Genomic DNA, 21,694 nt, shown 5'->3' on the forward strand with positions numbered 1-21,694 from the left:
CCGGGCGGGAAGCCGCCGTTGCAGCGGCGCCCCGGATTTTCATGCGTCGCAACTGATACCATACAGCGTATGGAAAAGAAGGCTCCCCGGGGGACCAGGAAGAGAGACGTCCCGCTCACCAAGGACGGCATCTACGCCATGGCGCTGCAGCTCATCGAGGCCGACGGGGTCGAGGCGCTCAGCATGCGCAAACTCGCGACCGCGCTGGATGCGAACCCGATGTCGCTGTACCACCACGTGCCGAACAAGGACGCCGTGCTGCGCGGCCTGGCCGAGCGCGTCGGCTCGCAGTTCCGCGCGGGGGCGCGGGAGGACCTCCCCTGGCAGGACCGCCTGCGCCAACTGGCTCTGGACTTCCGCAAACTGTCGCACAGCCATCCGAAACTGATGGCGTACTCCTTCGCGCGAGCCGACTACGTCCAGCCGGAGGACCCCTTTTGGCAAGGGCTCATCAACATCCTGTCTGCCGCGGAACTGCCGGCCTCGGAGATCCCGCGCGTCGCTGCCTCCCTGTGCGCGGTCTTCACGGGTCTGCTGGTCAGCGAACTGACCGGAGCGCTGCAGCGGTGGACCACCCTGCCGCCGGCACCAGCCGGCCCCGACGGGGAAGACGCCCCCTCACCCGCGAAGGACGTGATCGACGCGATGTTCAACTGTGCGCTGGACGCGACGATCGTCGGCTTGGAGAGCCACATCGCACGAACCCGCAAGGAGCCGTGACGGAGCGGAGCGGCTGCCGCGGGCTCGACCGACGCACACTTCTTCGTCGCCTCAGTGACTGCGCGCCGAGGCGGCGAAGCGGCGGACGTCAGAACGCCGTTCATGCCCCTCCGACTCATCCAGAACCTCCCGCACGCGGAGTGCCGCCACCTGTGGTGCCACGCCGGCGGCGACCAGGAGCGCGGTCGCCGCAGCTTCACCCGCAGGATCCGCCCAGGTGGACGCGGCGTTCTCCGCGGCGAGGGCCAGCATCAGGGCTTCCAGCGTCAGGGCGAGGACAGGCGCGGGAACATGGTCCGCGAACACGCCTTCGTCCTGGCCACGTCGCACGGTCGCGGTGGCCTCTTCGCGCGCCGGTGCCAGGGCGGCTCGGATCGCCTCGGCTCCCAGATCGCGGCGGCCCAAGGAGATGAGCATGCGGTACTGGTCGCCCACCGCCCATGCCGCCAGAGCCATCCGCACCGTCGCCTCCAGCGGGTCGGCACCTGGAATACGGGCCGTGGCGAACGCCTGTTGAAGTGCTTGGCCCGCTTCCTGCGTCAGGGAGGCGACCAACGCCTGCCGGCTGGAGAAGTGTCCGTAGAGGGTGCGCCGCGCGACGCCGGCTGCCTGAGCGATGCTGTCGAGACTCGCGTCGGGGTTGTCCCTCAGTTTCTGCCGAGCGGTCGCGAGAATACGTGTGCGGTTCGAGCGAGCACTACTGCGCTGCGGAGTACGGCCCAGGGCATCGGCCATCTGCATGATTCACATCTCCACTTCGGATCATGTGCGCCGCTCCGGAGGGCGCCTGGTTCTGGCGCCCGGCTGCGAGTCGGCGGCAGCGGGGTTCCGCGGTCTTTGGAGGGAGGCGTCAGCTCGGCGCCGCGCCCCGTGCCCGACCTCACGCGGCCCGGAGTCGGCGCATGCCGGGCCAGCAGCTACCGGAAAGCCGTGGGCGCCGGTGCTCCCTCAAGCACCGGCGCCCACTCACCCCTGCCCGAGGTGGCTTTGATGTCCGACTGGACGTGTCAGGGGACGAGGATGAGGCGGATCGGGTCGCCGATCTTGTTCTCCAGTCGGTGGATCGCGTCGGCGGCGTCGGCGAGCGGGATGTGGTCCGTGATGGAGGGGGCGAGGTCGAGGCGGCCGGCTGCGGTCAGCTGCACGAGCTCGGTGACGGACTCGGGGTAGCCGCCGTAGTGGCCGCGCACCTGCTTCTGCATGTAGTTGAAGGTCAGGCCCTCGGTGATGGTGAGGGGCCTGGGCGTGATGCCGACCAGGATGAGGGAGCCGCCCAGGCCGAGTGCGGAGGCGGCCTGCTCACGGACGGCGGGCACGCCGGCGCAGTCGAAGGCGAAGTCGAGGCCCCGTCCGGCGGTGGCGGCGCGTACCTGGTCGGCGAAGTCGTCGGCGGCCGGGTCGAGTGCGATGTCCGCGCCGAAGGCCAGGGCGCGTTCCCGGGCGCTGGGCAGCGGGTCGACGGCGATGATCGGTGCGGCGCCGACCAGGCGGGCGAGGCGTACGTTGTGTGCGCCGACTCCGCCCACACCCCACACGCCGACGGACTGGGCGGGGCGTACTCCGGCGGTGGCGACGACGGCGGCGTAGGGGGTCGAGACCGCATCGGGGATGATCGCGGCCTGGTCGAAGGGGAGGCTGTCGGGGATGGAGATGAGGGTGTCCTCGCGGGCGAGGGTGTACTGGGCCCAGCCGCCGTCGTAGTCGATGCCGGCGGTGAGCATCTGGGTGCAGGGGCGGCGGCGCACGCAGCCGGCGCACTGGCCGCAGGTCTTGCCGGCCTCCAGCGTGACGCGGGTGCCGACGGTCAGGCCGCGCTTGAGGTCGGGGCCGAGGGTGTGGATCACGCCCGAAACCTCGTGGCCGACGGTGACCACGTCCGAGGTGGCGAACAGCGGGACGAGGGAACCGTCGATCAGGTGGACGTCCGAAAGGCAGACGCCTGCGGCCTTCACCTCGATGAGGATCTCGCCCGGACCCGGCACGGGGACGGGGACCTCCTCCACGACGAACTTCTTGCTGTCCAGGTGGAAGCGTCCGGCGAGCATGGTGTCCATGGTGATCTTCCTTCTGTGAGTGGCACTCCCGGCGATTCGGGCCGATCGGTGCCGTGTGGTGTCGGGCGGGCTTGTGGTGGCCGGGAGGCGTGCGGGGTGTCTGGACCGCCGCACGCCGCCCGGCGTCCGGGGGTCAGGCGAAGACGTCCTGCTGGTAGTGCTCGTCGGCTTCGAGCTGGGCGAGCCACTGCTGGGCGGTTTCGTCGTCGCTGCCGGTCCGCTGGCGGTGAATCGCGGCGAGGGCCTCGCGGACGGCGGGTGCCATACGACGGCCGTCACCGCAGACGTAGATGTACGCGCCGTCTTCTATGGCCTGCCACACCGTGTCGGCGGCGTTGGCGATGGCGTTCTGCACGAACCGGGCCGGGTGGCCGCTCACCGCGGAGAAGGCGGTGTGGACCTGGGCGATCCCGGACTGCTCCCAGGCCTGCATCTCCTGGCGGTAGAAGTAGTCGTGCTCCGGGTGGCGGCAGCCGACGAAGACCTGCGACAGGCCCACCTCGGTACCGTTCTCCTGCTGCGAGGCGCGCTCCTCCAGGAACCCGCGCAGCGGCGCGATGCCGGTGCCGGGACCGATGAGGATCAGCGGCGTGGCGGGGTCGGCCGGCGGGGCGAAGGTCGGGGAGGGCACGCGCACATAGCCGTAGAAGACGTCTCCGGGCTCGAGTCCGGCGACGTAGGAGGAGCAGGTGCCGCGGTACTGGCCGTCACCCGACAGGGCCGGGCCTTCCAGCAGGCCCACGGTCAGGCGCACGTGGCGCGGGTTGGCCAGCGGGGCGGAGGAGATGGAGTAGAAGCGGGGACGGATCGGCCCCGTCATCTCCAGGAAAACGGCCAGCGGCAGTTCGACCGCGGGAAAGCGCTCCAGCAGGCCCAGCACGGAGATGCGCTTGCCGAGGATCTCGTTCTGGTAGCGCTCCTTGGCTTCCTCGGTGTCGGCGGTGTAGGCCTGCAGTTGCGGCCGGGTCCACGGGCACTCGGTGTGCTCGGCCAGGATGCGCACCTGGGTGCGGGTCGCCACGTCCTGCAGCTCCAGGAACTCGGTGAGGAGCAGGCCTGCGGTGACGGGGGTGCCTACCGGCAGGTGGGTGCGGCCGCCGGCCGGCTGGTCCAGCCGCAGGACCTGGTCGCGGTCGACGCCGAGGCGGGCGAGGGCGCGGTTGACCAGTGCCGGCTCGTTCTTGGCGAAGACGGCCAGGTGGTTGCCGGTGTCGTAGGTGACACCCTCGGGGAGCTCGATGGTGATGGACTTCGCGGACGGGCGCGGCGGCTCGAGGCTGAAGTCCCACAGGCCGGTCGCGTCGGCCACGAGTTCCTCGTTGGCCACCACCGTGAGGGGGTAGGCCTGCTCGGAGACGATCGCGGGGCGTACGTCCGCCTCGGTGAGCAGCTGGACCTGGTAGCGCGGGCCGCTCGTGTCGGAGGTGTCGGCGGCGTACTCCTCGGCCAAGGTGGTCCACAGGGTGTCCATCCAGCGAGTGGCCATGCCGTCGAAGTCACCGGCGGCGTCGGCGATACCGCGCTCGATGATGGGGGTGGCGCCTGCGGCCAGCAGGGCTTCGTCGATCCGCTTGGGGAAGGCCTGGTAGGTGGCCACCCACTGGGTGTTGCCGGCGCCCAGCAGCGCGAGCCGCACGTTCGACAGCGAGCCCGCGGGCAGCCCGGCGGCGATCAGGTCGTCGAAACGTTGGGCGTTGTCGGGGGCCTTGCCGTTGTAGCTGGCTGCGACGACCACGAGCAGGCCCTCGGTGGGCAGGTTGTCGCCCAGCTCGTCCAGGCTGGCGAGAGTGGTGCCGAAGCCGGAGCGCTCGCCGCGGTCGGCGATGGTGCGCGCCAGGTCCTCGCAGGAGCCAAGGCTGGAGCCGTAGGCGACGGTCAGGTTCACCCCGACACCGCTGACCGCGGCCTGCGCCTGCGTGTCGTCGGTCTGCAGATCCACGGCGCCGAAGACGGTCCGCTGGTGTTCCTGACGACGCCGGACGACCAGCTTGAAGTCGCTGGGCTTGCGCGTCAGCGCTTCCTTGACGTCCATCTTGTAGTCGCCGGTGTCGGAGAACTTGAGCTTCTGCAGCACCAGCGCGAGGGCCAGACGGGCCTCGGTGAGCGCGAACTGCCGGCCGATGCAGGCACGCAAGCCGTTGCCGAACGGCTTGTAGGCGTGCGGGTGCTGCTGGGCGCGGTTCTCCGGCAGCCACCGGTCGATGTCGAACTCCTCCGGCCGCTCCCACGCCTTGGGGTGGGTGTGCAGCGGGCCCTCGAGGATGTTGACCCGCGTTCCCTTCTTCAGCTGATAGCGGCCACCAATGACGGTGTCCTCCAGCGGGGCCTTGCCGAATGCCGGGATGGGAGCCCACAGGCGCAGGGTCTCGTCCAGGATGCGCGGGATGACGTCCAGCTTCATGATCGTGTCGTAGTCCGGCACGGTGTCGCCGGGGAGCAGCCGGTCCACCTCCGCGTAGGCCTGGGCCAGGACGTGCGGGTTGCGCATCAGCGAGTAGGTGGCGAACGACAGCAGGCCGCTGGTGGTCTCGTGACCGGCGATCAGGAACGTCAGCACCTGGTCGCGGACGTTGTCGTCGGCCAGCAGCTTGCCGGTCTCCGGGTCGGTGGCCTCCAGCATCAGCCCCAGAAGGTCCTCCTCACCGCCGCCCTTCCCCTGCCGGCGCTCCTTGATCACGCTCTCGACCAGTTCCTGCATCTGCTGGATGTTCTCGCGGTACCTCTTGTCGTCCGCCTTGCGGAACTTGGTCATCATCGGCAGCTCCTGCGAGCGCCGCAACGACTCCACCAGCGCACCCAGCAGCGCGTTGAGGAAGGGGTGCAGCTCCTCCTTGTCGAAGGACTGGAACCGGTAGCCGAACCCCGACAGGGCGATCGTGTCCAGGGTGAGCCGGGTGTAGTCGTCGGTGATGTTGACCGGCTGACCCTCCCTGCGCTCCCACTTGCCCACCAGGTTCTGGGCGATCTCCAGCATCTGCCCGTAGTAGGCCTTCATGGCCCGCTGGCTGAAGGCCGGCATGAGGACACGGTGCGCCATGCCCCATTCCTCTTCGTGCTGGTGGGCCGTGAACAGGCCCGCCCCCGCGAAGTCCCGGACGTGGTGCAGCGGCGTCTTCTCGATCTGCTTGAAGAACCGCGTCTCGTCGCAGACCTCGGCCACGAGGTCCGGGTCGTAGACGAAGACCTGCTCGATGCCGGCGATGTCCATGCCGTAGATGCCCTCGGGGAACTGCTTGGACAGCTCGCCGAAGTACTCCACCGGGTTGGTGCTGGGAATCTGCGGCGTGTGGCCGAGCAGGGGTATCCCGCGCGGGGACCGAATGGGGCGGAGGTCGTTCGACGTGGTCATGGCTTGCTCCTTTGTGCGGAGAGTGATGGGCAAGGGTGCCGGTCGATGCCGCGGTGCACCACAGAAACATACGCCGTACGGAAAAGAACCGTACGCCGTATGGAACGTCGGGCGCAACCCGGGTCGCGGAAGTGTCCGCTCCGTCACTGCGTGGTCCAGCTCATTTCCGTACGCCGTACGAAACCGCTACCGTACGGCGTATGACAAAGGCGAAGCTTCCCCCGCGGGGAACAAGGAAGAGAGACGTGCCTCTGACTGAGACCGGGATCTATGCAGCCGCCCTGCGGCTCATCGACGCGGAGGGGGTCGACGCGCTCACCATGCGCAAACTCGCGACCGCGCTGGATGCGAACCCGATGTCGCTGTACCACCACGTACCGAACAAGGGCGCCCTGTTGCGCGGCGTGGCGAGGACGGTCGGCGCCCAGTTCCGCACCGTGACCCTGGAAGACGCTGCCTGGCAGGAGCGCATCCGCCTGCTCGCCACAGATTTCCGGACGCTGGCCCACCGCCACCCCAACCTCATGGCCTACTCGTTCAGCCAGCCGGACTTCATCCAGCCCGAAGACCCGTTCTGGGCTGCGCTCACCGCGACACTGGACGCCGCAGGGGTGCCGCACTCGGAGATCCGGCCGATCGCCGCTCTCATGTGCGCGGTCGTCATCGGTGTCCTCACCGCCGAACTCAACGGCGCGCTTCACCAGTGGTCGAACCTCGAGCCCACCGCCCCCGTGGCCGGCGAAGACAGGCCCGCGGACGCAGGCCCTGAGGAGGACCGCATGTTCCGCCTGGTGCTGGACACGATCATCACGGGCCTGGACAGCCGGCTCACCACCGATGGTGACGGCCGGGGCGCCGACCGAGGCATTGCGACTGAGGCAGGCCCCTGGCCGAGCGAGCCGACCTTCGTCCCAAGGCAGCAATCGGTGTCCAACTCGTGATGGCCGGGCCCAGTCTGATCCTGCCGGCCGGCCATGTTCACGAGAACGGGTTCTGACTCAACTGAAGCGCTCCGGGATCGGTGGAGGCTCCGGGCTGTCCCGAGAAGGACTCCATCATCGCGTTGTCCACACAGTCCCCGATGGAACCCATCGAGGGCAGCAGGCCGGAGACCCGAGCGCGCTGGGTGAACGCCCAGAACTCGCACTGCACTCCGTGATCGGAGTGGATGATGGTGCCACCCGGCCGCGGGAGCGGTTGCCGGTGGCCATGGCGAGGGCGTTGGTGGTCAGCGCCGCAGTGGGTGAGGCGTCGATCGACGAGCCCACCACCCGGCGTGAGAACGCGTCCAGCACGACCGCGCAGTACACCTTGCCCTCAGAGGTGGGGCGCTCGGCGATGTCAGTGACCCATAACTGGTCCCGGGCCTGACGGGTGAAGTTCCGCTCCACCAGGTTGGCGACCGAGGGCGTCAGGTGCTTGGTTCGGGGGGGCCGGTTGCCGGGCAGGCCGTGCAGGCCGGCCCGGTGCATCAGCAGCTCCACGGTGCCGTGGCTGACATGAATGCTCAGTCCCAGGCCGAGTTCGGCATGCACCCGGCGGGAGCCGTCGGTGCCGCGGGACGCGGTATGCATGCCCACGATGGTCTCGGTCAGCCAGGCGTGCTTGACCAGGCGGTTCGACGGAGGCCGGTCCCGCCAGGCGGAGTGCCCGGACTCCGCGACATGCAGCACCCGGCAGGCCGGCTGCACCGGCAGATGCTCACGGGCCATCACGCGGATGGCTTCGTACCGCCTTTTGAGGACGTCACCTCACCCATCAGCTCGGCAGCCCGCCGGTGGATGGCCAACTCGGCCTCCAGCTCGGCAATACGCTTGCGGGCCGCAGCGAGTTCGGACAGGTCGCTGCTGGTCGTGCCGGGCAACTGCCCTGTATCGATGAGGTGCTGGCGACGCCAGACCTAGATCGTCGGGTCGCTGATGCTGAGGAGTTGGGTGACCTCGGCGGCCTTCCTTCCGGATGCGACGAGATCAATGACCTTGCGGCGGAACTCGGGCGGACAGCTGTGGGGCATCACGGGGGTTTCGGTGAGACCGAGCCGTTCGTCCGGCGCATCGGCGACCACACGGCCGTCGCCATTCAACTGCGTTACGAGGTCGGCGACATGATGGTTTGAGCCGCTTTCTGACACGGACTCAAAGGTCGCGAATCGTCATCCTGCCGCCCGAGACCAGGCAAGACCGTCGGCGGCAACCGACCTCTTCAGCCCACCGCCGTCCACGCCGGTGGAACGTGTGCGTCAGGTGATGCAACGACGGGCGAGTTGATCAGGACTGACCGCGGCATGCGCATCGGCCTTCGACTGTGTGGGTCACTTCGAGCGGCTCGGCCCGTGTCACCGCAAGGGTGAGTCGGCGGTGGGCGTCAGCACGGACTCGGCGACATCGATGATCTGGCTGATGTCGAAGCCTTCCATGTCGGCGCGGAACTCAGGGCCGGCCAGGTACGCCTGCAGCCGCTCCTGCATATCGTCGGCGTCCCGGTAGGACACGAGGGCGTACAGCTGGGGCGCCTCGCTCCCGGGGGCCGCGGGCACTGTCCAGACGCCGTGTGTGATGATCCGGTGCTTGGCCAGACCGGGAATGTGCTTGGACCAGATGTCCTCGTAGGCGATGAGCGCCTCAGGGCTGCACAGTGTGTAGACACGAAGTTGGTACTGGGACATGAACTCTCTTTCCTTCTCTGCTGCGGCCGGAACAAAGATCCTCGTCCGCACGGCGGTTGGGAGGCTTCTCTCAGCTTTTCGCGAACAGGTTCGCCAGCTCGAGGTTCCAGTCGATGTGTCCGGACTCGGTACCCCGTGGCACCAGCGCCTCCGTGTGCTCCAGAAAGGTCCTGACGTCCTCCCGCACGGGAACCTCGAGCAAGGCGGTGCCCGCCGGATTCCTGAGGACGAGGTACATCGCCTGGTCACCACGGCCGACGGCCGGCCAGATCCGGATGTCCCCACCGCCTGCGGAACCCCTCAGGCCATCGGCCAGAAGATCACGCCCCAGGACCCATTCGGCCGGCTCGTCGGTGTCGGCGAAAAAGGTGGCACGGACGACGTAGGGATCAGTGGGCTCGTAGCGCAGGCTCATGCACATGGACAGTGAATAGGTGCGCGAGATGACGAGCCGCACGGCCACCCCCTGCGTCACAGTCTTCAAAGACTCCATCGACTTTCACTCCAAGGTGTCCCTGCCTCGGCTGCGCCCCGCCGCCGGACCGCGAGCGAAGAGCAACGAAGGGAGAGGCGTTACGGCAAGGCCGGGTCGCCGGGCGCCTGGGCGGCGGTCAGCGACCGCTGATCCCATCCCGGCAGTCGTGGTGCCAGCCATAGATCTCGTCCCAGGAGTAGCCCAGTTCGATCAGGTAGCCGACACCGTGGTCCCAGCGGTAGTCACCGGCGTTGACGCCGACGACCGGGTGCCGGACGTGCGCGGATGCAGAAGTCGCGGCCGAAGCGGTGCCCCCGGCACCGAGAACGGCGACACCCGCGACCGCCACGGAGGAAGCGGCGACGGCAACGCGCCTCGTGAGCTTGTTCATGGTCTTTCCTTCCCGATTGGTGCAATCTGCGCCATCGGCTTCATGCAGGCGATGTGCGGTGCCTGGCGCGCTCCGAGCAAAATCTTCCATACGGCGTACGGAAGTACCTTCCCAGGATTACCATACGGCGTATGGAACTGTCGAGGCGGCGAAAATGGCCCGCACGGCCGACGGCGGCGTGAACAGCTCGACGTCCTCATTCAGAACGCGTCGGCCACCTGGACGAAGTCCGCCTGCCCTTCGAGGAGATGCTCACCTGCACCGACCATCTCGGGCACTGGACCGAGGAGATCAGCCACACCGGCAAGCAATTGGGCGGCCTTTGCCGGGCATTTCCCCACCCTTCCCTGTTCAGCGCTGCCTTCGGGCTCGGACACGCCCTGGGCTGAGCGTTGCCCCTGGGGGACGAGCCGCTCGGGACTTCCGTCTCGAAATGAGGGGGTGAGGCAACGGTGGGAGTGGTGGGGATGCAGCCGTTGCGGATCTCACGCGCTGCCAGGGCTATGCGCAGTGCGTGCTCCTCGCAGCGAAGGTGTTCGAGCTGCGCGGGGAAGAATGGTTGCCGTGCTCCACCGCCGTCCCCGACGAGCTGGTTGAGCGTGTGCGCCGGCCGCGGGGGCGTGTCCGGTGGAGGCGATCCTCCTTGGTGGGGAGGTGAGCGGCGGTGCCCGGCGACCTCAAGGACGGACGTATCGTCATCGTCGGCGCCTCCCTGGCGGGGTTGAGGGCCGCCGAGGCTCTGCGTGAGGAGGACTTCACCAGCTCACTGGTCGCGGTCGGGGGTGAGCCGCATCCGCCCCACGGCCAGCCGCCGTTGTCCAAGCAGGTGCTGCTCGGCCGGACAACGGCGGACACCACCGGGCTGCCGATGCACGGGACCCGGACGCCGACTGGCGGCCGGGAGTGCGCGCCATCGGCGTGGACCTTCTCTCGAAACGCGTGATGCTGGACGACGGAGAGTCGCTGCCGTACGACCGGCTCATCGCCACCGGAACCCGGGCGGGGCCTTGGCCCAACGCGGAGGAGGGCGCCCTGGAGGGGGTGTTCACCTGCGTACATGTGAGGACGCCGAGCGGCTGGCCGCGGGGCCAGAGCGCGTACTCGTGATCGGCGGCGGCTTCACCGGTTCGGAGATCGTCTCGGCCTGCCGGGAACGAGGGTTGGAGGTCACGCTCGCCGAACGCGGCCCCGCGCCCCTGATGGGCGCGTTCGGTGTCACCCTGTCTAAGCTCGCGGCCGTCATGCAGCGCAACCACCGCGTGGACCTGCGCACTGGGGTGACGGTCACCGCCCTGCGCGGAAACGGCAGCTTCACCGGTGCGAAGCTGTCCGACGACAGTCTCGTCGACGCGGACGTGCGCGTCGTGGCGCAGGGCGCGGTGATCCAACTCTGAGGCTGCGCTACGGCAGACAGCAGGCAAGAGAGATCAGCCACCCCGGTACCTTACGCAGGCCGCGGGAACCGGTCCGCAGGCAGCGCCAGTCGGCCGGAGCGCGACGGGATCCTCTTCACGCTGCGGCGGGAAGGGGCCGCCGGGCGAGGGCACGGGCCTCATCCGGGGAGAGGCCGAGCATGTGCAGGATCATCTCGGCCATTGTGCCCGCAGCCTGGTCACTGTCGGCCTCGGGCTGGTTGCACGACAGCTCGAGGAGCGCCAGCAGGCTGCCGTTCAGAACGGTCAGGGCGATCACCGGGTCGACCACGGTGAACCGGCCTGCGGCCATGCCCTCCTCCACGTCGCGCTTCGCCCGCGGAGCCAGTCCGTCGCCGACGCATATGCGACCGAGCTGACTGTGGCACAGGATCTGCATGATCTCCGGATATGACTCGGCCATGCGCGCGCTGATCCGCACGCCCCCAGCGAGGCGCTCGGCGGGATCATCGACGCCGTGCAGGCGTTCATCGACGGCTTGGGCGTACTCCTCGAGTGCATCGGCCACGGCCGCGTCGAACAGGTCCGGCTTGCCCGTGAAGTGGTTGTAGAAGGAGCCGAGGCCCACGTCCGCGCGCTCAGCAATGGCATGGATGCTGGCGCTGACTCCACCGGACTCGGCCAGGATCTTCCGCGCGGCGCGGACGAGTGCGTGGCGGGTCTCGGCGCGGCGGCGTTCGAATCGGTTCCTGCGTAGGTCTGACATGGGCATGCTCCATAAACGAGAGCAGCAGTTCTGATGGATTCATCATTGCATCGCCCGCCTCGGGGTGTCCACCCTGGCTCACCATCCCGACTCCGCGGTCGCACAATGCGCGAGTAAACAATCATACCTGACATTTTAATCAATTTCGTGGGACTTGACGATGAAGCGTTCGTAACTGAGTATTTCATCAGAAGTGGACAAAGTGGTCCAAGGTCGGCAAACGTCGCGCCGGTGAACCACTCAACCATCGGCGAGGCAGCGCGCTCCATCGCACGCCCGTCGCGGCCGGTCCCGCCGGGGCGCTCCTCAGACCCCGGCCACCATCGCCGTTCCGCCACGGCTGTAGATCGGCCCGACGCCGCACCTGCCGACGCTGTCTCACACCTCCGCACCGATGGGAAGAACCAGAATGACGAACACCGACCACACGCCGCTCTCCGAGCCGGTGAGCCCCCGAGAAGTCCCCGACGCGGCAATAGCGATGCTCGATGCGGAGGGGACCGTGGTGGGGTGGACGCACGCCGCCGAGCAGCTTGTCGGGTACTCGGCCAGGGAAGTGGTGGGCCGGTCCGCCGCACACGTGCTGCCGCCAGCCGAGGACGCCCCGAGTGCTTCGGCGTTCGCCGAGCAGTGCCGTGCCCAGGATGGCTGGTCCGGCACCGTGATGGTCCGCCACCGCGACGGCCACGCCATCAAAATGACGCTGCGGATCTCGCTGCTGTGGGGGCAGGACGCCGGCACCCGCTGGCTGGTGTCCGTGACCGACATAGGCACCCTGTCCTCGGGGGTGCCCAACGGAGCTGTGCGGGAGTCGCTCCTGGCCCGCGCACCGATCGGCATCGCCGTCTATGATCCGCAGCTGCGCTGTACCTGGGTGAGCGACGTCATGGAGCGCCACGTTGGCGTTCCTCGTGACCGATGGTTCGGACGCCGCCTGAAAGATCTGTTCCCTGGCTTCGAGGCGGAAGCGCTCGAGTCAGTGATGCGGCAGGTTCTGGAGAGCGGCCCCACCAAGGTCCACGAGTACCGGGCGTGGCCGCCGGCGGACCGGGGCAGGGCGCACCTGTTCTCGGCCTCGTTCTTCTGCCTCCAGGACGCGGACGGCAAGGCACTGGGCGTGTGCTCCATGAGCGTGGACGTCACCGGCAACCGGCGGGCGCGCGAGCGCCTGGCCATTCTCAGCGAAGCCAGCACCCGCGTCGGCAGCACCCTCGATTTGATGCGGACCGGTCAGGAACTGGCCGACCTTGCCGTGCCCCTGCTGGCCGACATCGCCGTCGTCGACCTGATGGAGTCGGTTCCGTTCGGGCTTGAGCCCTCCGCACGGATCGGCACGACGAGCGGCCGCCGCCCTGTGTTGCGCCGTGCCGGGGTGGCCTCCATCGATCTGGGTGTCCTGGGGTTGACGGCGGTGCGCGAAGAGGTGATCCACGTCCCCCCGACCTCGTCATTCGGCGCAGCCCTGCGCACGGGCAGGTCTCACCTGGAACCGGTGCTGGACACCTATGCCGGCCCATGGGTCGACCATGATCCGACGCGAGCGCAGAAGGTCCGTGACAGCGGGATCCACTCTTTGATGGTCGTACCCATCCGTGCGCGGCGCTGTGTGCTGGGACTGGCGGTGTTCGGCCGCTCCGATGAGCCGACGCCGTTCCAGGAGGACGACCTCCTCCTCGCCGAGGAGCTCGTCACCCGGGCCGCGCTCAGCCTGGACAACGCTCTCCAGTACGCTCGCCAACGCTCCGTGGCCCTGACGCTCCAACGCGACCTGCTCCCTCACCATGTGGGGGGCGGCGCCGCCCTCGATGTGGCCTCGCGCTACGTGCCGGCCGACACAGACCACGGCGTGGGAGGCGACTGGTTTGACGTGATCAAGCTGTCTGGCGCCCGGGTGGCCCTCGTCGTCGGAGATGTCGTCGGACACGGCATCAACGCCGCGGCGACGATGGGCCGATTGCGCACCGCCGTCCGCACGCTCGCGGACATGGAATTGCCTCCCCACGAACTGCTGACGCACCTCGATGACACGGTCAGGCGGCTGAGCGAGGAGGATGCCGACGCTCCGGACCAGCTCCCCGCGGCGGTGGGCGCCACCTGTCTGTATGCCATCTACGACCCGGTCTCCCGGCGGTGCACGATGGCGCGGGCCGGGCATCCCCCGCCCGCGATCATCGATCCGCAGGGCCTTGTAGCTTTCCCCGACATGCCCGCCGGGGCCCCGCTCGGCCTCGGCCTCGGTCTGGTCCCCTTCGAGTCCGTGGAACTGGAACTGCCCGAGGGAACTCTGCTCGCGCTCTACACCGACGGTCTGGTCGAGTCACGCGACGACGACATCGACATGGGCCTGGATCGCCTGGGCGCCGCCCTGGCAGAGACCGGCTCGTCCCTGGAAGACCTGTGCTCACAGGTGATCGAGACCTTGCCGACTCAGTCCCCGGCCGACGATGTCACCTTGCTCCTTGCACGGACTCGCGGACTCGAACCGGCCCAGGTCGCCTCCTGGGACCTGCCGAACGAGCCGGCCGCTGTCCGCACCGCCCGACAGGCAGCCGCCCGTCAGCTCAACGAATGGGGACTTGAGCATCTGGTGGCCACCGTGCAACTGATCGTCAGTGAACTGGTCACCAACGCCATCAGCTACGGCGACGGGCCGATCTGCCTACGCCTCATCCAGCACCAGGTCTTGACCTGCGAAGTCTCCGACAGCAACACCAGCCACCCACACCCCCGTCAGCCCCACATCATCGGCGAGAACGGCCGCGGTCTCTTCCTCGTCGCTCAGTTGTCCCGCAGGTGGGGCTCCCGCTCCGCACCGGCCGGCAAGGTCGTCTGGGCCGAACAGGACCTGCCCTCCAAAGCCGTTGCGATGTGACGCGCAGCCGACCGGGCGGCCGACGGCCGCCACAGCATGCCGATCCCTCGAGCCGCAGGCTCTCGTAAAGGAAACCCGAGATGGATATAGAGAATGTCAACAACGCCTGCTCGGCAGGCGCCTCCCAAGGATCGACGGACGTCTCCGGTTCCCGTCCCAACGGCGGTTTGCCCGCCTTCGACGGTCCGGCAGCCGCCGTACTCGACCATCGAGGCACGGTGGTCCGGTGGACCGGGACAGCAGAGGACCTGACGGGGTTCCGCGCCGAGGATGTCTGCGGCCGCCCCGTGCAGGAACTGGTGGCCGACCTCCCGGACGACCTGCGCGACGCCACGGAGATGCCGGCGTCCGGCCGGGTACGGCTGTGGCACCAGTGCGGCGACACCATCGATGTCACCTTCCGAACCACCAAGGTAGGGGGCTCGGCGGAGGTCCTCGTCCTGGCGGCCCCTACACGCCACGTCGCCGACCACGAGCAGGGCGCAGCGCTCCTGCGTGCACTGTCCGCACAGAACCGGATCACGATCGCTGTACACGACACGGAACTCACCACTGTGCAAACGAACGCCACGCCGGGCACTCTGGACGGCCGTCCAGTACAGCCTGGCACTCGGCTGAGCGACGTGCTGTGCGCCAAGGACGCCGTGAACCTCGAGGCAGTACTGCGCCAGGTACTCGAGACGGGTGCCCCAGTGGTCCGCAGAAACCAGCAAGTGAGCTGGCGGCACGATCCGGCGCGGCAACACGCGCTGTCGCTGTCCGCCTTCCGTCTGGAGGACGCGCGAGGACGCCCCACCGGGGTCGCGGCCCTGTACTTCGACAACGCCGACCAGATGCGCGCCCGCCGCCATCTGGATCTCGCCCGCGATGTAGCCGAGCGAGTAGGAAAATCCCTGGAGGTCGTGCGGACTGCGCAGGACCTTGCGGACGTTCTCGCACCTGCGTTCGGGGATCTCGTCGCAGTCGACCTTGCGCACTCCGTTTTCGACGGGGAAGAACCCTCGAAGCAGCTGGGCGGTGGAGACATGGGCAACGCGGCCCTGGCGCCGGCCACCGTAGCGTGGCCGGCCGGCATCGAGCGCGGCGAGCCCGTCCCGCGCCTTCCCGGCCACCCCTTGCGGCGCAGCTTCCGCCATGGCGAGCCAGTCGTCTTCGGCCTTGACGACTTCATCGCCATGGTCAAAGACCCGCAGATGGTCGAGTATCTCGTCCCGAAGGATGCCCATTCGGTGATGGTGGCACCGTTGCATGCCCGCGGGCTCACGCTCGGCGCCATATCGGCCTGGCGCTGCGGCCGATCGGACCCCTTCACCGAGGACGAGGCGGATCTCATGAAGCAGATCGCCTCACGGGGTGCGCTCGCCATCGACAATGCCCGCCGTTACACGCGCGAGCACCGGGCGGCTGTGGCGCTTCAGCAGCGCCTCCTTCCCCCGGCCACGACCGACACTCCGGCAGCCGAGACCGCCGGCGTCTACCTGCCCGCGGGCGGCGGAGCGGGCAGCAGCGGCGACTGGTATGACGCCATTGCTCTGCCCTCTCTGCGGCTGGCCCTTGTCGCTGGAGACGTGGTGGGCCACGGCATGCCCGCAAGCGCCACCATGGGTCGCCTGCGCGCCGCCATCCAGACGCTCGCGGACCTGGAACTCGAACCGGATGAGCTGCTCACCCGGCTCGCGGACCTGGTCCAGCGCCTCGCGGCCGAAGCCCCGTTTGGCGACCGCGACATCGTCGGCGGCACATGCCTGTACGCGGTCTACGACCCGGTCGCCAGGCGCTGCGCCATGGCCAGTGCCGGGCACCCGCCACCCGTCCTGATCCGGCCCGACGGGACTGCCGAAGCAGTCGGGATCTCCCCGGGGCCACCACTTGCCCTCAGCGGCATGCCGTACGAGACCACCGTGATCGACGTCGAGCCGGGCAGCGTCCTCGCTCTCTACACCGACGGCCTGGTCGAACGGGGCGATCGCGACATCGGCCAAGGCCTGCCGCGCTTGACGGAAGCCCTCGCCGCGCGCTGCCGTCCGGATCGTGCCCTGGACGAAACTGGCCGGGCTCTCCTCGCCGACCTGGCGGACCAGGCGCCGCGCGACGACGCGGCCCTGCTGCTGGCCCGCACCCGCGCCGTACCAGCGGCGGACACCGCTCACTGGGAGATCCCGGCCGATCCGGCCGCCGTCTCCAAGGCTCGAGAGTGGATAACCCGCCAACTCACCCTGTGGGGCCTGGACAACCTCCTCTTCACCACCGAACTCATCGTCAGCGAACTGGTCACCAACGCCATCCGCTACGGCCGTCCGCCGATGGACCTCCGTCTGATTCGCCACCACGTCCTGGTGTGCGAGGTCACCGACTCCAGTAGCACCCAACCCCGCCTGCGGCGTGCCCGTACAACCGACGAGGGAGGACGCGGCCTGTTCCTCGTCTCTCAACTCGGCGGGCGATGGGGCTGCCGCCATGGCCAGGACGGCAAGACGATCTGGTCCGAGCAAGCCATCCATGGTTCCCCCTGAAGCCACAGGTCACCGAGGTGGGTCGGGGCGGAGTCACCCACGGCTCTGATGTCTCTCGACCCGGTGTGCCGTGACGGCAGCCGCCCGAGGCGGGGGCTGCGAGCAGGAGCAGACTCCCGCCTCGTGGCCGCGGCGCGGCTCTGCTCGATGGAGGCGCAGCGACGGGAATCATGTGCCATCCCTGAAGCCGGCTTGGCATTGATCACGGAAGAGACGTCGACGACCACGACACTCGCACGTTTCGCCGGCGTCAGCTTGGGTTCGGCCCCACCCATCGATCTTCTGGGCATGAATCGGCAATGGAATTTGGCCTCACTCAGGTCGAGCGGCATGCTGATCCGACACGCCGGGTTCGACGCGCGGGCCTGACGACGGGGTGGGGAGGATCGCGTTGATCGTCTGGGTGAACGGTGCGTTCGGCAGCGGGAAGACCACGTTGGTGGACGAGTTGCGTCCTCGTTGGCCCGAGGCACTGGTCTATGACCCGGAGATGGTCGGCTTCGTGCTGCGCGAGATCGTGGAGGTACCGACTGGCGACTTCCAGGATCTTCGGTTGTGGCGGCGCCAGGTCGCCGACCTGGCGGTAGGGCTGATCGAGGAGTACCGCCGTCCGGTCCTGGTCCCCATGACCGTGGTCGACCCCGGCTACGTCGGAGAGATTTTCGGCACGTTGAAGAACGCGGGCATCGACCTTCACCACTTCTTCCTCAAGGTCTCTCGAGAGACCTTGGAGAAGCGGATCGACGGACGAGTCTTCTTCCCTGACGATCCCGAGCGGGAGGAGCAGGTCCGACGCTGGGGCAAGGACAGGATCGAACCGTGCATGGCCGCGGTCGACACCCTGCCCGGCGGCACGGTGTTCCTGGACGGAGGGCTGACACCGCCGGAGTTGGCCGACCAGGTGTTGGCCCGTATCGGGGTGGGTTCGGTCAGGTAGGACACCCGGGCGTCGCGAAAGGCGCCCGAGGTATGGGCAGTTGAGCGGGAGACAACTTCCGGAGCGAACGCCTGGATGAGGTCGAACCCGCCGTACGGCCCGACCCGTCTGCCGCTATCTCCTTTCGCGGGTCGCAGCGGCGCACTGAACCGGACCGAAAGGTCACCAGGATCACGCCTCGGCCGTACCGGCGTTCACTCGGCCGTACCGGCGTTCAGGGGATGCGGATGTGTCCCGGCCTGTAGGCCGTCCACGAGGAGCCTGACCTGTCGGTCGGCCTGGCCTTTCCAGTCACCTGACACGTCCAAGCGTAGAAGCCCACCCATGGCCAGCACCACATCAGCTGTCTCAAGGTCGGACCGAATCGTTCCGGTGGCGACGCCCGCGGCGACAAAGGTGTCGATCGTGTCGAAGACCTGCGCGTACGACTCCGACGCCCGTGCTCCATTGGAGGGCCCCACGCTCCGCAACGCTTCGGACATGTGCTGCGTCGCGACCAGCAGACTGGCCAACCGCGCCACCCACTCACGCAGTGCATCTCCGAGGTCGATGCCGCGCTCCTGCGGCGTGCCCACGCCGTTCATTCGATCGCAGCGGTGCAGAGCGAGTACTCGATCTGGTCCCGCGATCCCGAGACCGCGCTCGCGGACTGACGGACGACGAGGTCGCCACGCTCGACGGGCCGGCCGCGCAGGCAGTGGGCGGGCGTTCGTGAGCGATGTGGGAAGGCCGTGGCACTCCGGCCTGGCACAACTGCCCCCGCACCGGCCCACCGTGGGGGAGGCATGGCGTTCACGTAGCACGGTCACGCACGACGGCGGACGCTGGAGGGGGAGCCATATGAACCAGACGCCGGACGAAGCCGCGCGCATCGAGGACGCGGCGCTCACCCGTGTCGCGCAGGCGGGTGAGGTCACCGCTCTCGGCCTGCTGCTGGAACCCACACCGTCGAGATCGACGGAGTCGTGCAGCGCTATCACGTCCACGGCACGGGTCCGGTGTGCGTCGCGCACTCCGGCGGACCGGGCATCGTCTGGGAGTACCTGCGCATGCCCGCGCTGGAGCGGCACCTGACGATCGTCTACCCGGAGCCGATCGGCACCGGCGCCTCCGGCCACCTGCCCTCCCACCCGCACGGCTACACCCGGCCCCGCTACAGCCGGTTCCTCGGAGCGCTGGTCGAACACCTCGGCGTCCCCGACGTGTTCCTGCTGGGCCACTCGCACGGCGGCTTCGTCGCTCAGTACCACGCCCTGCACCACCCCGAGCGCATCGCCGGGGTGATCCTCTACGAGAGCGCGCCGCTGACCGGTCCCGAACACGGCGCCGAGGCCACGCGCCTGGTGCAGTCGTTCGCCGCGCTCCACGCCGACCACCCCGAACTCCCCGAGGTCCTGGCCGCGTTCCAGGCGATCCCCACCATCTCCGACGACGCACAGATGACAGCCGTCGCCAGAGGGGTGCTCCCCGCGTACTTCGCCGACTACTGGGGGCGCGAGGGGGAGTTCGCTCCCATGCGTGCCTCGGTGCGGGCCGCACACATCTCCGGGCTGGACGAGAACCTCTCCCCGCATGTCATCGACGACCGTGCGGACCTCGGCTCACTCACCGTGCCGACCCTCGTCGTCGTCGGCCGCCACGACGTCGTCTGCGGGGTGCGATGGGCCGAGGAACTGCACCTGCTGATCCCCGGATCGGAGCTGCTGGTCCTGGAGAACAGCGGGCACTTCGGTCACCTCGAGGAGCCGGAGGCCGTCTCGCAGGCGGTGACACGTTTCGTGAAGGCCGTGAACTCACCTACCAGCTAAGCCATTTGAGCGAAGCCGCAACGGACGGTCCAGCGTGAGGCTCGTCCCGCGATGATCCTGGAATCAACGTGGACGAGAAGGGGCGCTGTGTGAGCCGCTTCGTCCATCCGGCGAGGGCGAGGTCGCGCCGGTGGGGCATCACAATGCCGGTGCCCGGGTAGCCGCCGTCGGCGCTCGTAGTGGTGTTGCCGACGGCGGCCTTGGCTCCGGGCTCTTCCCACGCCTTGCATGCGGCACGATTGCCTGGAAACGGGCCGCTGACCACGACGAGCCGGCGGCTGTCGCCGTCGATGACGAGCTGGGAATTGGCGGAGCTGGAGCGAACTCGCGCTCACCGCGGTGTGCGGGGCACCCTCAAGTACGCTTGCTCCGGAACCGTGTCAGTCGTTCTCCTGCGACCCTTGCGTTGCGTGTCGCCGCGCGCACCGCGCACGAGCGGCGTCGTGGGCGCTGCGCAAAAGCTGCACGGCCGTCTCCGTCGTCCTCTCACCGGGATTGACGACAGAGACCCAGCCGAGTGCCCCGTATACCGGGTGCGGCATCACGCTGTCGGCCGCCGCGTAGTCGCGAGGTCGGGTGAGGCTGCGCGGCTCCTCCCCAGTGAGCTCTCGGAACGTCGCACGGTCGACGTGAATGTTCAGGCGCCAGCGGCCCGGAGAGTCAAGGTCGGACACGGCGTCGTCAGGGTAGTTCTTGGTGACGATGGTCCCGTAGGGCTGGACGTTCGCAGGTACCCCACCGTCGGGGGCGTAGTAGAAGAACGCATCTCCCCACACGAGCTCCGGGAAATCGCCGCCCTGCTCCGGGACAACCACGAGCGCGCCGACGAAGCCTCGCACGGTCGCGATGATCTGTTCCATACTCATGGTTCAAGCATCACCTTCAAGTGCTTATGTGGGGTTGGCTGATGGGCGAGCTGGTGAGCGGTTCTCGACGGGGACCGCTCCGAACCGTCGATGTCGCCGGAGAGTCGGGGTACTCGGTGCAACAGGTTCGCGACCTGGAACGTCTGGGAGTCATTCCCCCAGCCGCTCGATCGAGCAACGGATACCGTTCCTACACACCGCTGCACGTGCATGCCCTACGCGCCTATCGAGGACTCGCAGGTGCTGTTGGGCCAGTCACAGCCCGGCACATGCTCGCGGAACTGCGTACGGAGACGATCGCGGAGGCGGCCTCGGCGATCAGCGCGGTCCATGTTCGGCTCGCGCGGGAACGAGAGGAGGCCCTGCGCGCTCAACAAGCGTTGCGTGCGATCCAAGCCGAGGCGAACACTCCCGAGTTCGAGCAGGAGAGTGACGCAATGACGATCACACAGCTCGCTGGAGCGCTCAATGTACGTCCCTCCACTCTGCGGTTCTGGGAGCAGGAAGGGCTTGTCACGCCCGAGCGAGTGACGTCACTGCAAGCACGCCGCTACGATCTTTCAGCCATCAGAGCGGCCCGAATCGTCGCGGCCCTGCGCGGCACCGGTTACGGCATTCCCGCAGTGCGCCAGATCATGGGCTCCCTGCACCAACTCGACAGCCTGGACAAGACCCAACGCATCCTGCAACAACGCCTTGACCAGATCGCCACACGGACCGTGGCCCTACTCCGAGCGGGTGCAGACCTGGCAGCCGTCGTTGGCGACCATGGCTCGTAGTGGCTGGTCGTCAGCGCGGCGACTACGCCAGATGATGGAGCGCCGGATCATGCTGCCTTGCTCTTCGTGTCCGGCGTGATCGGTGCCGTCGAGAGTGAAGTCGCGCAGGGCGGTGAAGGAGAGTAG

General features: G+C 68.4%; 20 protein-coding genes and 3 pseudogenes. 9 read left to right on the top strand and 14 right to left on the bottom strand.

The genetic code is table 11. From position 1 onward, the window contains the following. The first annotated feature begins 69 nt into the window (after positions 1-69). The gene (locus FNV62_RS02220; protein ID WP_054236191.1) at positions 70-720 is read left to right on the top strand and encodes a TetR/AcrR family transcriptional regulator; all 651 of its coding nucleotides are present in this window, start codon (positions 70-72) and stop codon (positions 718-720) included. 51 nt (positions 721-771) lie between these two features. On the opposite strand, the gene FNV62_RS02225 is transcribed toward FNV62_RS02220, so the two are convergent. From FNV62_RS02225 to FNV62_RS02235, 3 genes are all read right to left on the bottom strand, one after another. Continuing rightward, the gene (locus FNV62_RS02225) at positions 772-1,455 is read right to left on the bottom strand and encodes a TetR/AcrR family transcriptional regulator (protein WP_144314542.1); all 684 of its coding nucleotides are present in this window, start codon (positions 1,453-1,455) and stop codon (positions 772-774) included. 272 nt (positions 1,456-1,727) lie between these two features. Continuing rightward, on the bottom strand, positions 1,728-2,774 hold the full coding sequence (locus tag FNV62_RS02230; RefSeq protein WP_143599704.1) for a zinc-binding dehydrogenase: 1,047 nt from the start codon (positions 2,772-2,774) through the stop codon (positions 1,728-1,730). 133 nt (positions 2,775-2,907) lie between these two features. Next, the gene (locus tag FNV62_RS02235; RefSeq protein ID WP_144314543.1) at positions 2,908-6,123 is read right to left on the bottom strand and encodes a bifunctional cytochrome P450/NADPH--P450 reductase; all 3,216 of its coding nucleotides are present in this window, start codon (positions 6,121-6,123) and stop codon (positions 2,908-2,910) included. Between the two features lie 245 nt (positions 6,124-6,368). Here FNV62_RS02235 and FNV62_RS02240 point away from each other — a divergent pair, with 245 nt between their 5' ends. Continuing rightward, positions 6,369-7,064, top strand: coding sequence for a TetR/AcrR family transcriptional regulator (locus FNV62_RS02240; protein ID WP_225900097.1), 696 nt, complete (start codon positions 6,369-6,371; stop codon positions 7,062-7,064). 114 nt (positions 7,065-7,178) lie between these two features. Here FNV62_RS02240 and FNV62_RS02245 read toward each other — a convergent pair whose 3' ends face one another. The 7 genes from FNV62_RS02245 to FNV62_RS02275 all read right to left on the bottom strand — a co-directional run bounded on the left by FNV62_RS02245 (position 7,179) and on the right by FNV62_RS02275 (position 10,031). Beyond that, complete coding sequence (locus FNV62_RS02245) at positions 7,179-7,835, bottom strand: DDE-type integrase/transposase/recombinase (protein ID WP_144314545.1); 657 nt, start codon at positions 7,833-7,835, stop codon at positions 7,179-7,181. Continuing rightward, positions 7,835-7,987 (bottom strand): hypothetical protein, encoded by a 153-nt coding sequence (locus FNV62_RS02250; protein WP_164657593.1) that lies wholly within the window; start codon positions 7,985-7,987, stop codon positions 7,835-7,837. Before FNV62_RS02250 ends, FNV62_RS02245 begins: the two co-directional genes overlap by 1 nt. 36 nt (positions 7,988-8,023) lie before the next feature. Further along, positions 8,024-8,254 carry a hypothetical protein gene (locus FNV62_RS02255; protein WP_144314546.1) on the bottom strand — a complete coding sequence of 77 codons (231 nt, stop codon included), beginning with the start codon at positions 8,252-8,254 and terminating at the stop codon, positions 8,024-8,026. A gap of 204 nt (positions 8,255-8,458) precedes the next feature. Further along, complete coding sequence (locus FNV62_RS02260; RefSeq protein ID WP_144314547.1) at positions 8,459-8,788, bottom strand: NIPSNAP family protein; 330 nt, start codon at positions 8,786-8,788, stop codon at positions 8,459-8,461. 70 nt (positions 8,789-8,858) lie between these two features. After that, on the bottom strand, positions 8,859-9,263 hold the full coding sequence (locus FNV62_RS02265) for an SsgA family sporulation/cell division regulator (protein ID WP_225900098.1): 405 nt from the start codon (positions 9,261-9,263) through the stop codon (positions 8,859-8,861). Positions 9,264-9,399: 136 nt separating this feature from the next. Continuing rightward, entirely contained in the window at positions 9,400-9,654 is a 255-nt protein-coding gene (locus tag FNV62_RS02270) for a hypothetical protein (protein WP_143599711.1), read from the bottom strand. Positions 9,655-9,854: 200 nt separating this feature from the next. After that, on the bottom strand, positions 9,855-10,031 hold the full coding sequence (locus tag FNV62_RS02275) for a hypothetical protein (protein ID WP_164331491.1): 177 nt from the start codon (positions 10,029-10,031) through the stop codon (positions 9,855-9,857). A gap of 287 nt (positions 10,032-10,318) precedes the next feature. Between FNV62_RS02275 and FNV62_RS02285 the strand changes: the two are divergent. Beyond that, positions 10,319-11,036: pseudogene (locus FNV62_RS02285) on the top strand (NAD(P)/FAD-dependent oxidoreductase); the annotation flags it as partial. Between the two features lie 127 nt (positions 11,037-11,163). Here FNV62_RS02285 and FNV62_RS02290 read toward each other — a convergent pair. Beyond that, entirely contained in the window at positions 11,164-11,799 is a 636-nt protein-coding gene (locus FNV62_RS02290; protein ID WP_144314549.1) for a TetR/AcrR family transcriptional regulator, read from the bottom strand. Between the two features lie 403 nt (positions 11,800-12,202). On the opposite strand from FNV62_RS02290, the gene FNV62_RS02295 reads away from it, so the two are divergent. From FNV62_RS02295 to FNV62_RS02305, 3 genes are all read left to right on the top strand, one after another. Continuing rightward, positions 12,203-14,665, top strand: coding sequence for a SpoIIE family protein phosphatase (locus tag FNV62_RS02295; RefSeq protein WP_144314550.1), 2,463 nt, complete (start codon positions 12,203-12,205; stop codon positions 14,663-14,665). An 80-nt stretch (positions 14,666-14,745) separates the two neighbouring features. After that, positions 14,746-17,178, top strand: coding sequence for a SpoIIE family protein phosphatase (locus FNV62_RS02300; protein WP_144314551.1), 2,433 nt, complete (start codon positions 14,746-14,748; stop codon positions 17,176-17,178). 391 nt (positions 17,179-17,569) lie between these two features. Next, on the top strand, positions 17,570-18,115 hold the full coding sequence (locus FNV62_RS02305; protein WP_144314552.1) for an AAA family ATPase: 546 nt from the start codon (positions 17,570-17,572) through the stop codon (positions 18,113-18,115). A gap of 194 nt (positions 18,116-18,309) precedes the next feature. Here FNV62_RS02305 and FNV62_RS02310 read toward each other — a convergent pair whose 3' ends face one another. After that, on the bottom strand, positions 18,310-18,699 hold the full coding sequence (locus FNV62_RS02310) for a hypothetical protein (protein ID WP_413083816.1): 390 nt from the start codon (positions 18,697-18,699) through the stop codon (positions 18,310-18,312). Between FNV62_RS02310 and FNV62_RS55210 the strand changes: the two are divergent. Then, positions 18,652-18,750: pseudogene (locus tag FNV62_RS55210) on the top strand (aldo/keto reductase); the annotation flags it as partial. The gene FNV62_RS02310 and the pseudogene FNV62_RS55210 overlap by 48 nt on opposite strands. Positions 18,751-19,080: 330 nt before the next feature. Then, entirely contained in the window at positions 19,081-19,923 is an 843-nt protein-coding gene (locus FNV62_RS02320; RefSeq protein ID WP_225900099.1) for an alpha/beta fold hydrolase, read from the top strand. 121 nt (positions 19,924-20,044) lie between these two features. Here FNV62_RS02320 and FNV62_RS55215 read toward each other — a convergent pair. Together FNV62_RS55215 and FNV62_RS02325 are read right to left on the bottom strand one after the other, a co-directional pair. Next, positions 20,045-20,236: pseudogene (locus FNV62_RS55215) on the bottom strand (IS5/IS1182 family transposase); the annotation flags it as partial. A gap of 67 nt (positions 20,237-20,303) precedes the next feature. Further along, on the bottom strand, positions 20,304-20,783 hold the full coding sequence (locus FNV62_RS02325) for a DUF6194 family protein (protein WP_144316388.1): 480 nt from the start codon (positions 20,781-20,783) through the stop codon (positions 20,304-20,306). Between the two features lie 47 nt (positions 20,784-20,830). Here FNV62_RS02325 and FNV62_RS02330 point away from each other — a divergent pair, with 47 nt between their 5' ends. Then, entirely contained in the window at positions 20,831-21,568 is a 738-nt protein-coding gene (locus tag FNV62_RS02330; RefSeq protein WP_144314554.1) for a MerR family transcriptional regulator, read from the top strand. Positions 21,569-21,694 lie beyond the last annotated feature (126 nt).

Source organism: Streptomyces sp. RLB3-17, from assembly GCF_007113425.2.
Lineage (GTDB): Bacteria > Actinomycetota > Actinomycetes > Streptomycetales > Streptomycetaceae > Streptomyces > Streptomyces mirabilis_D.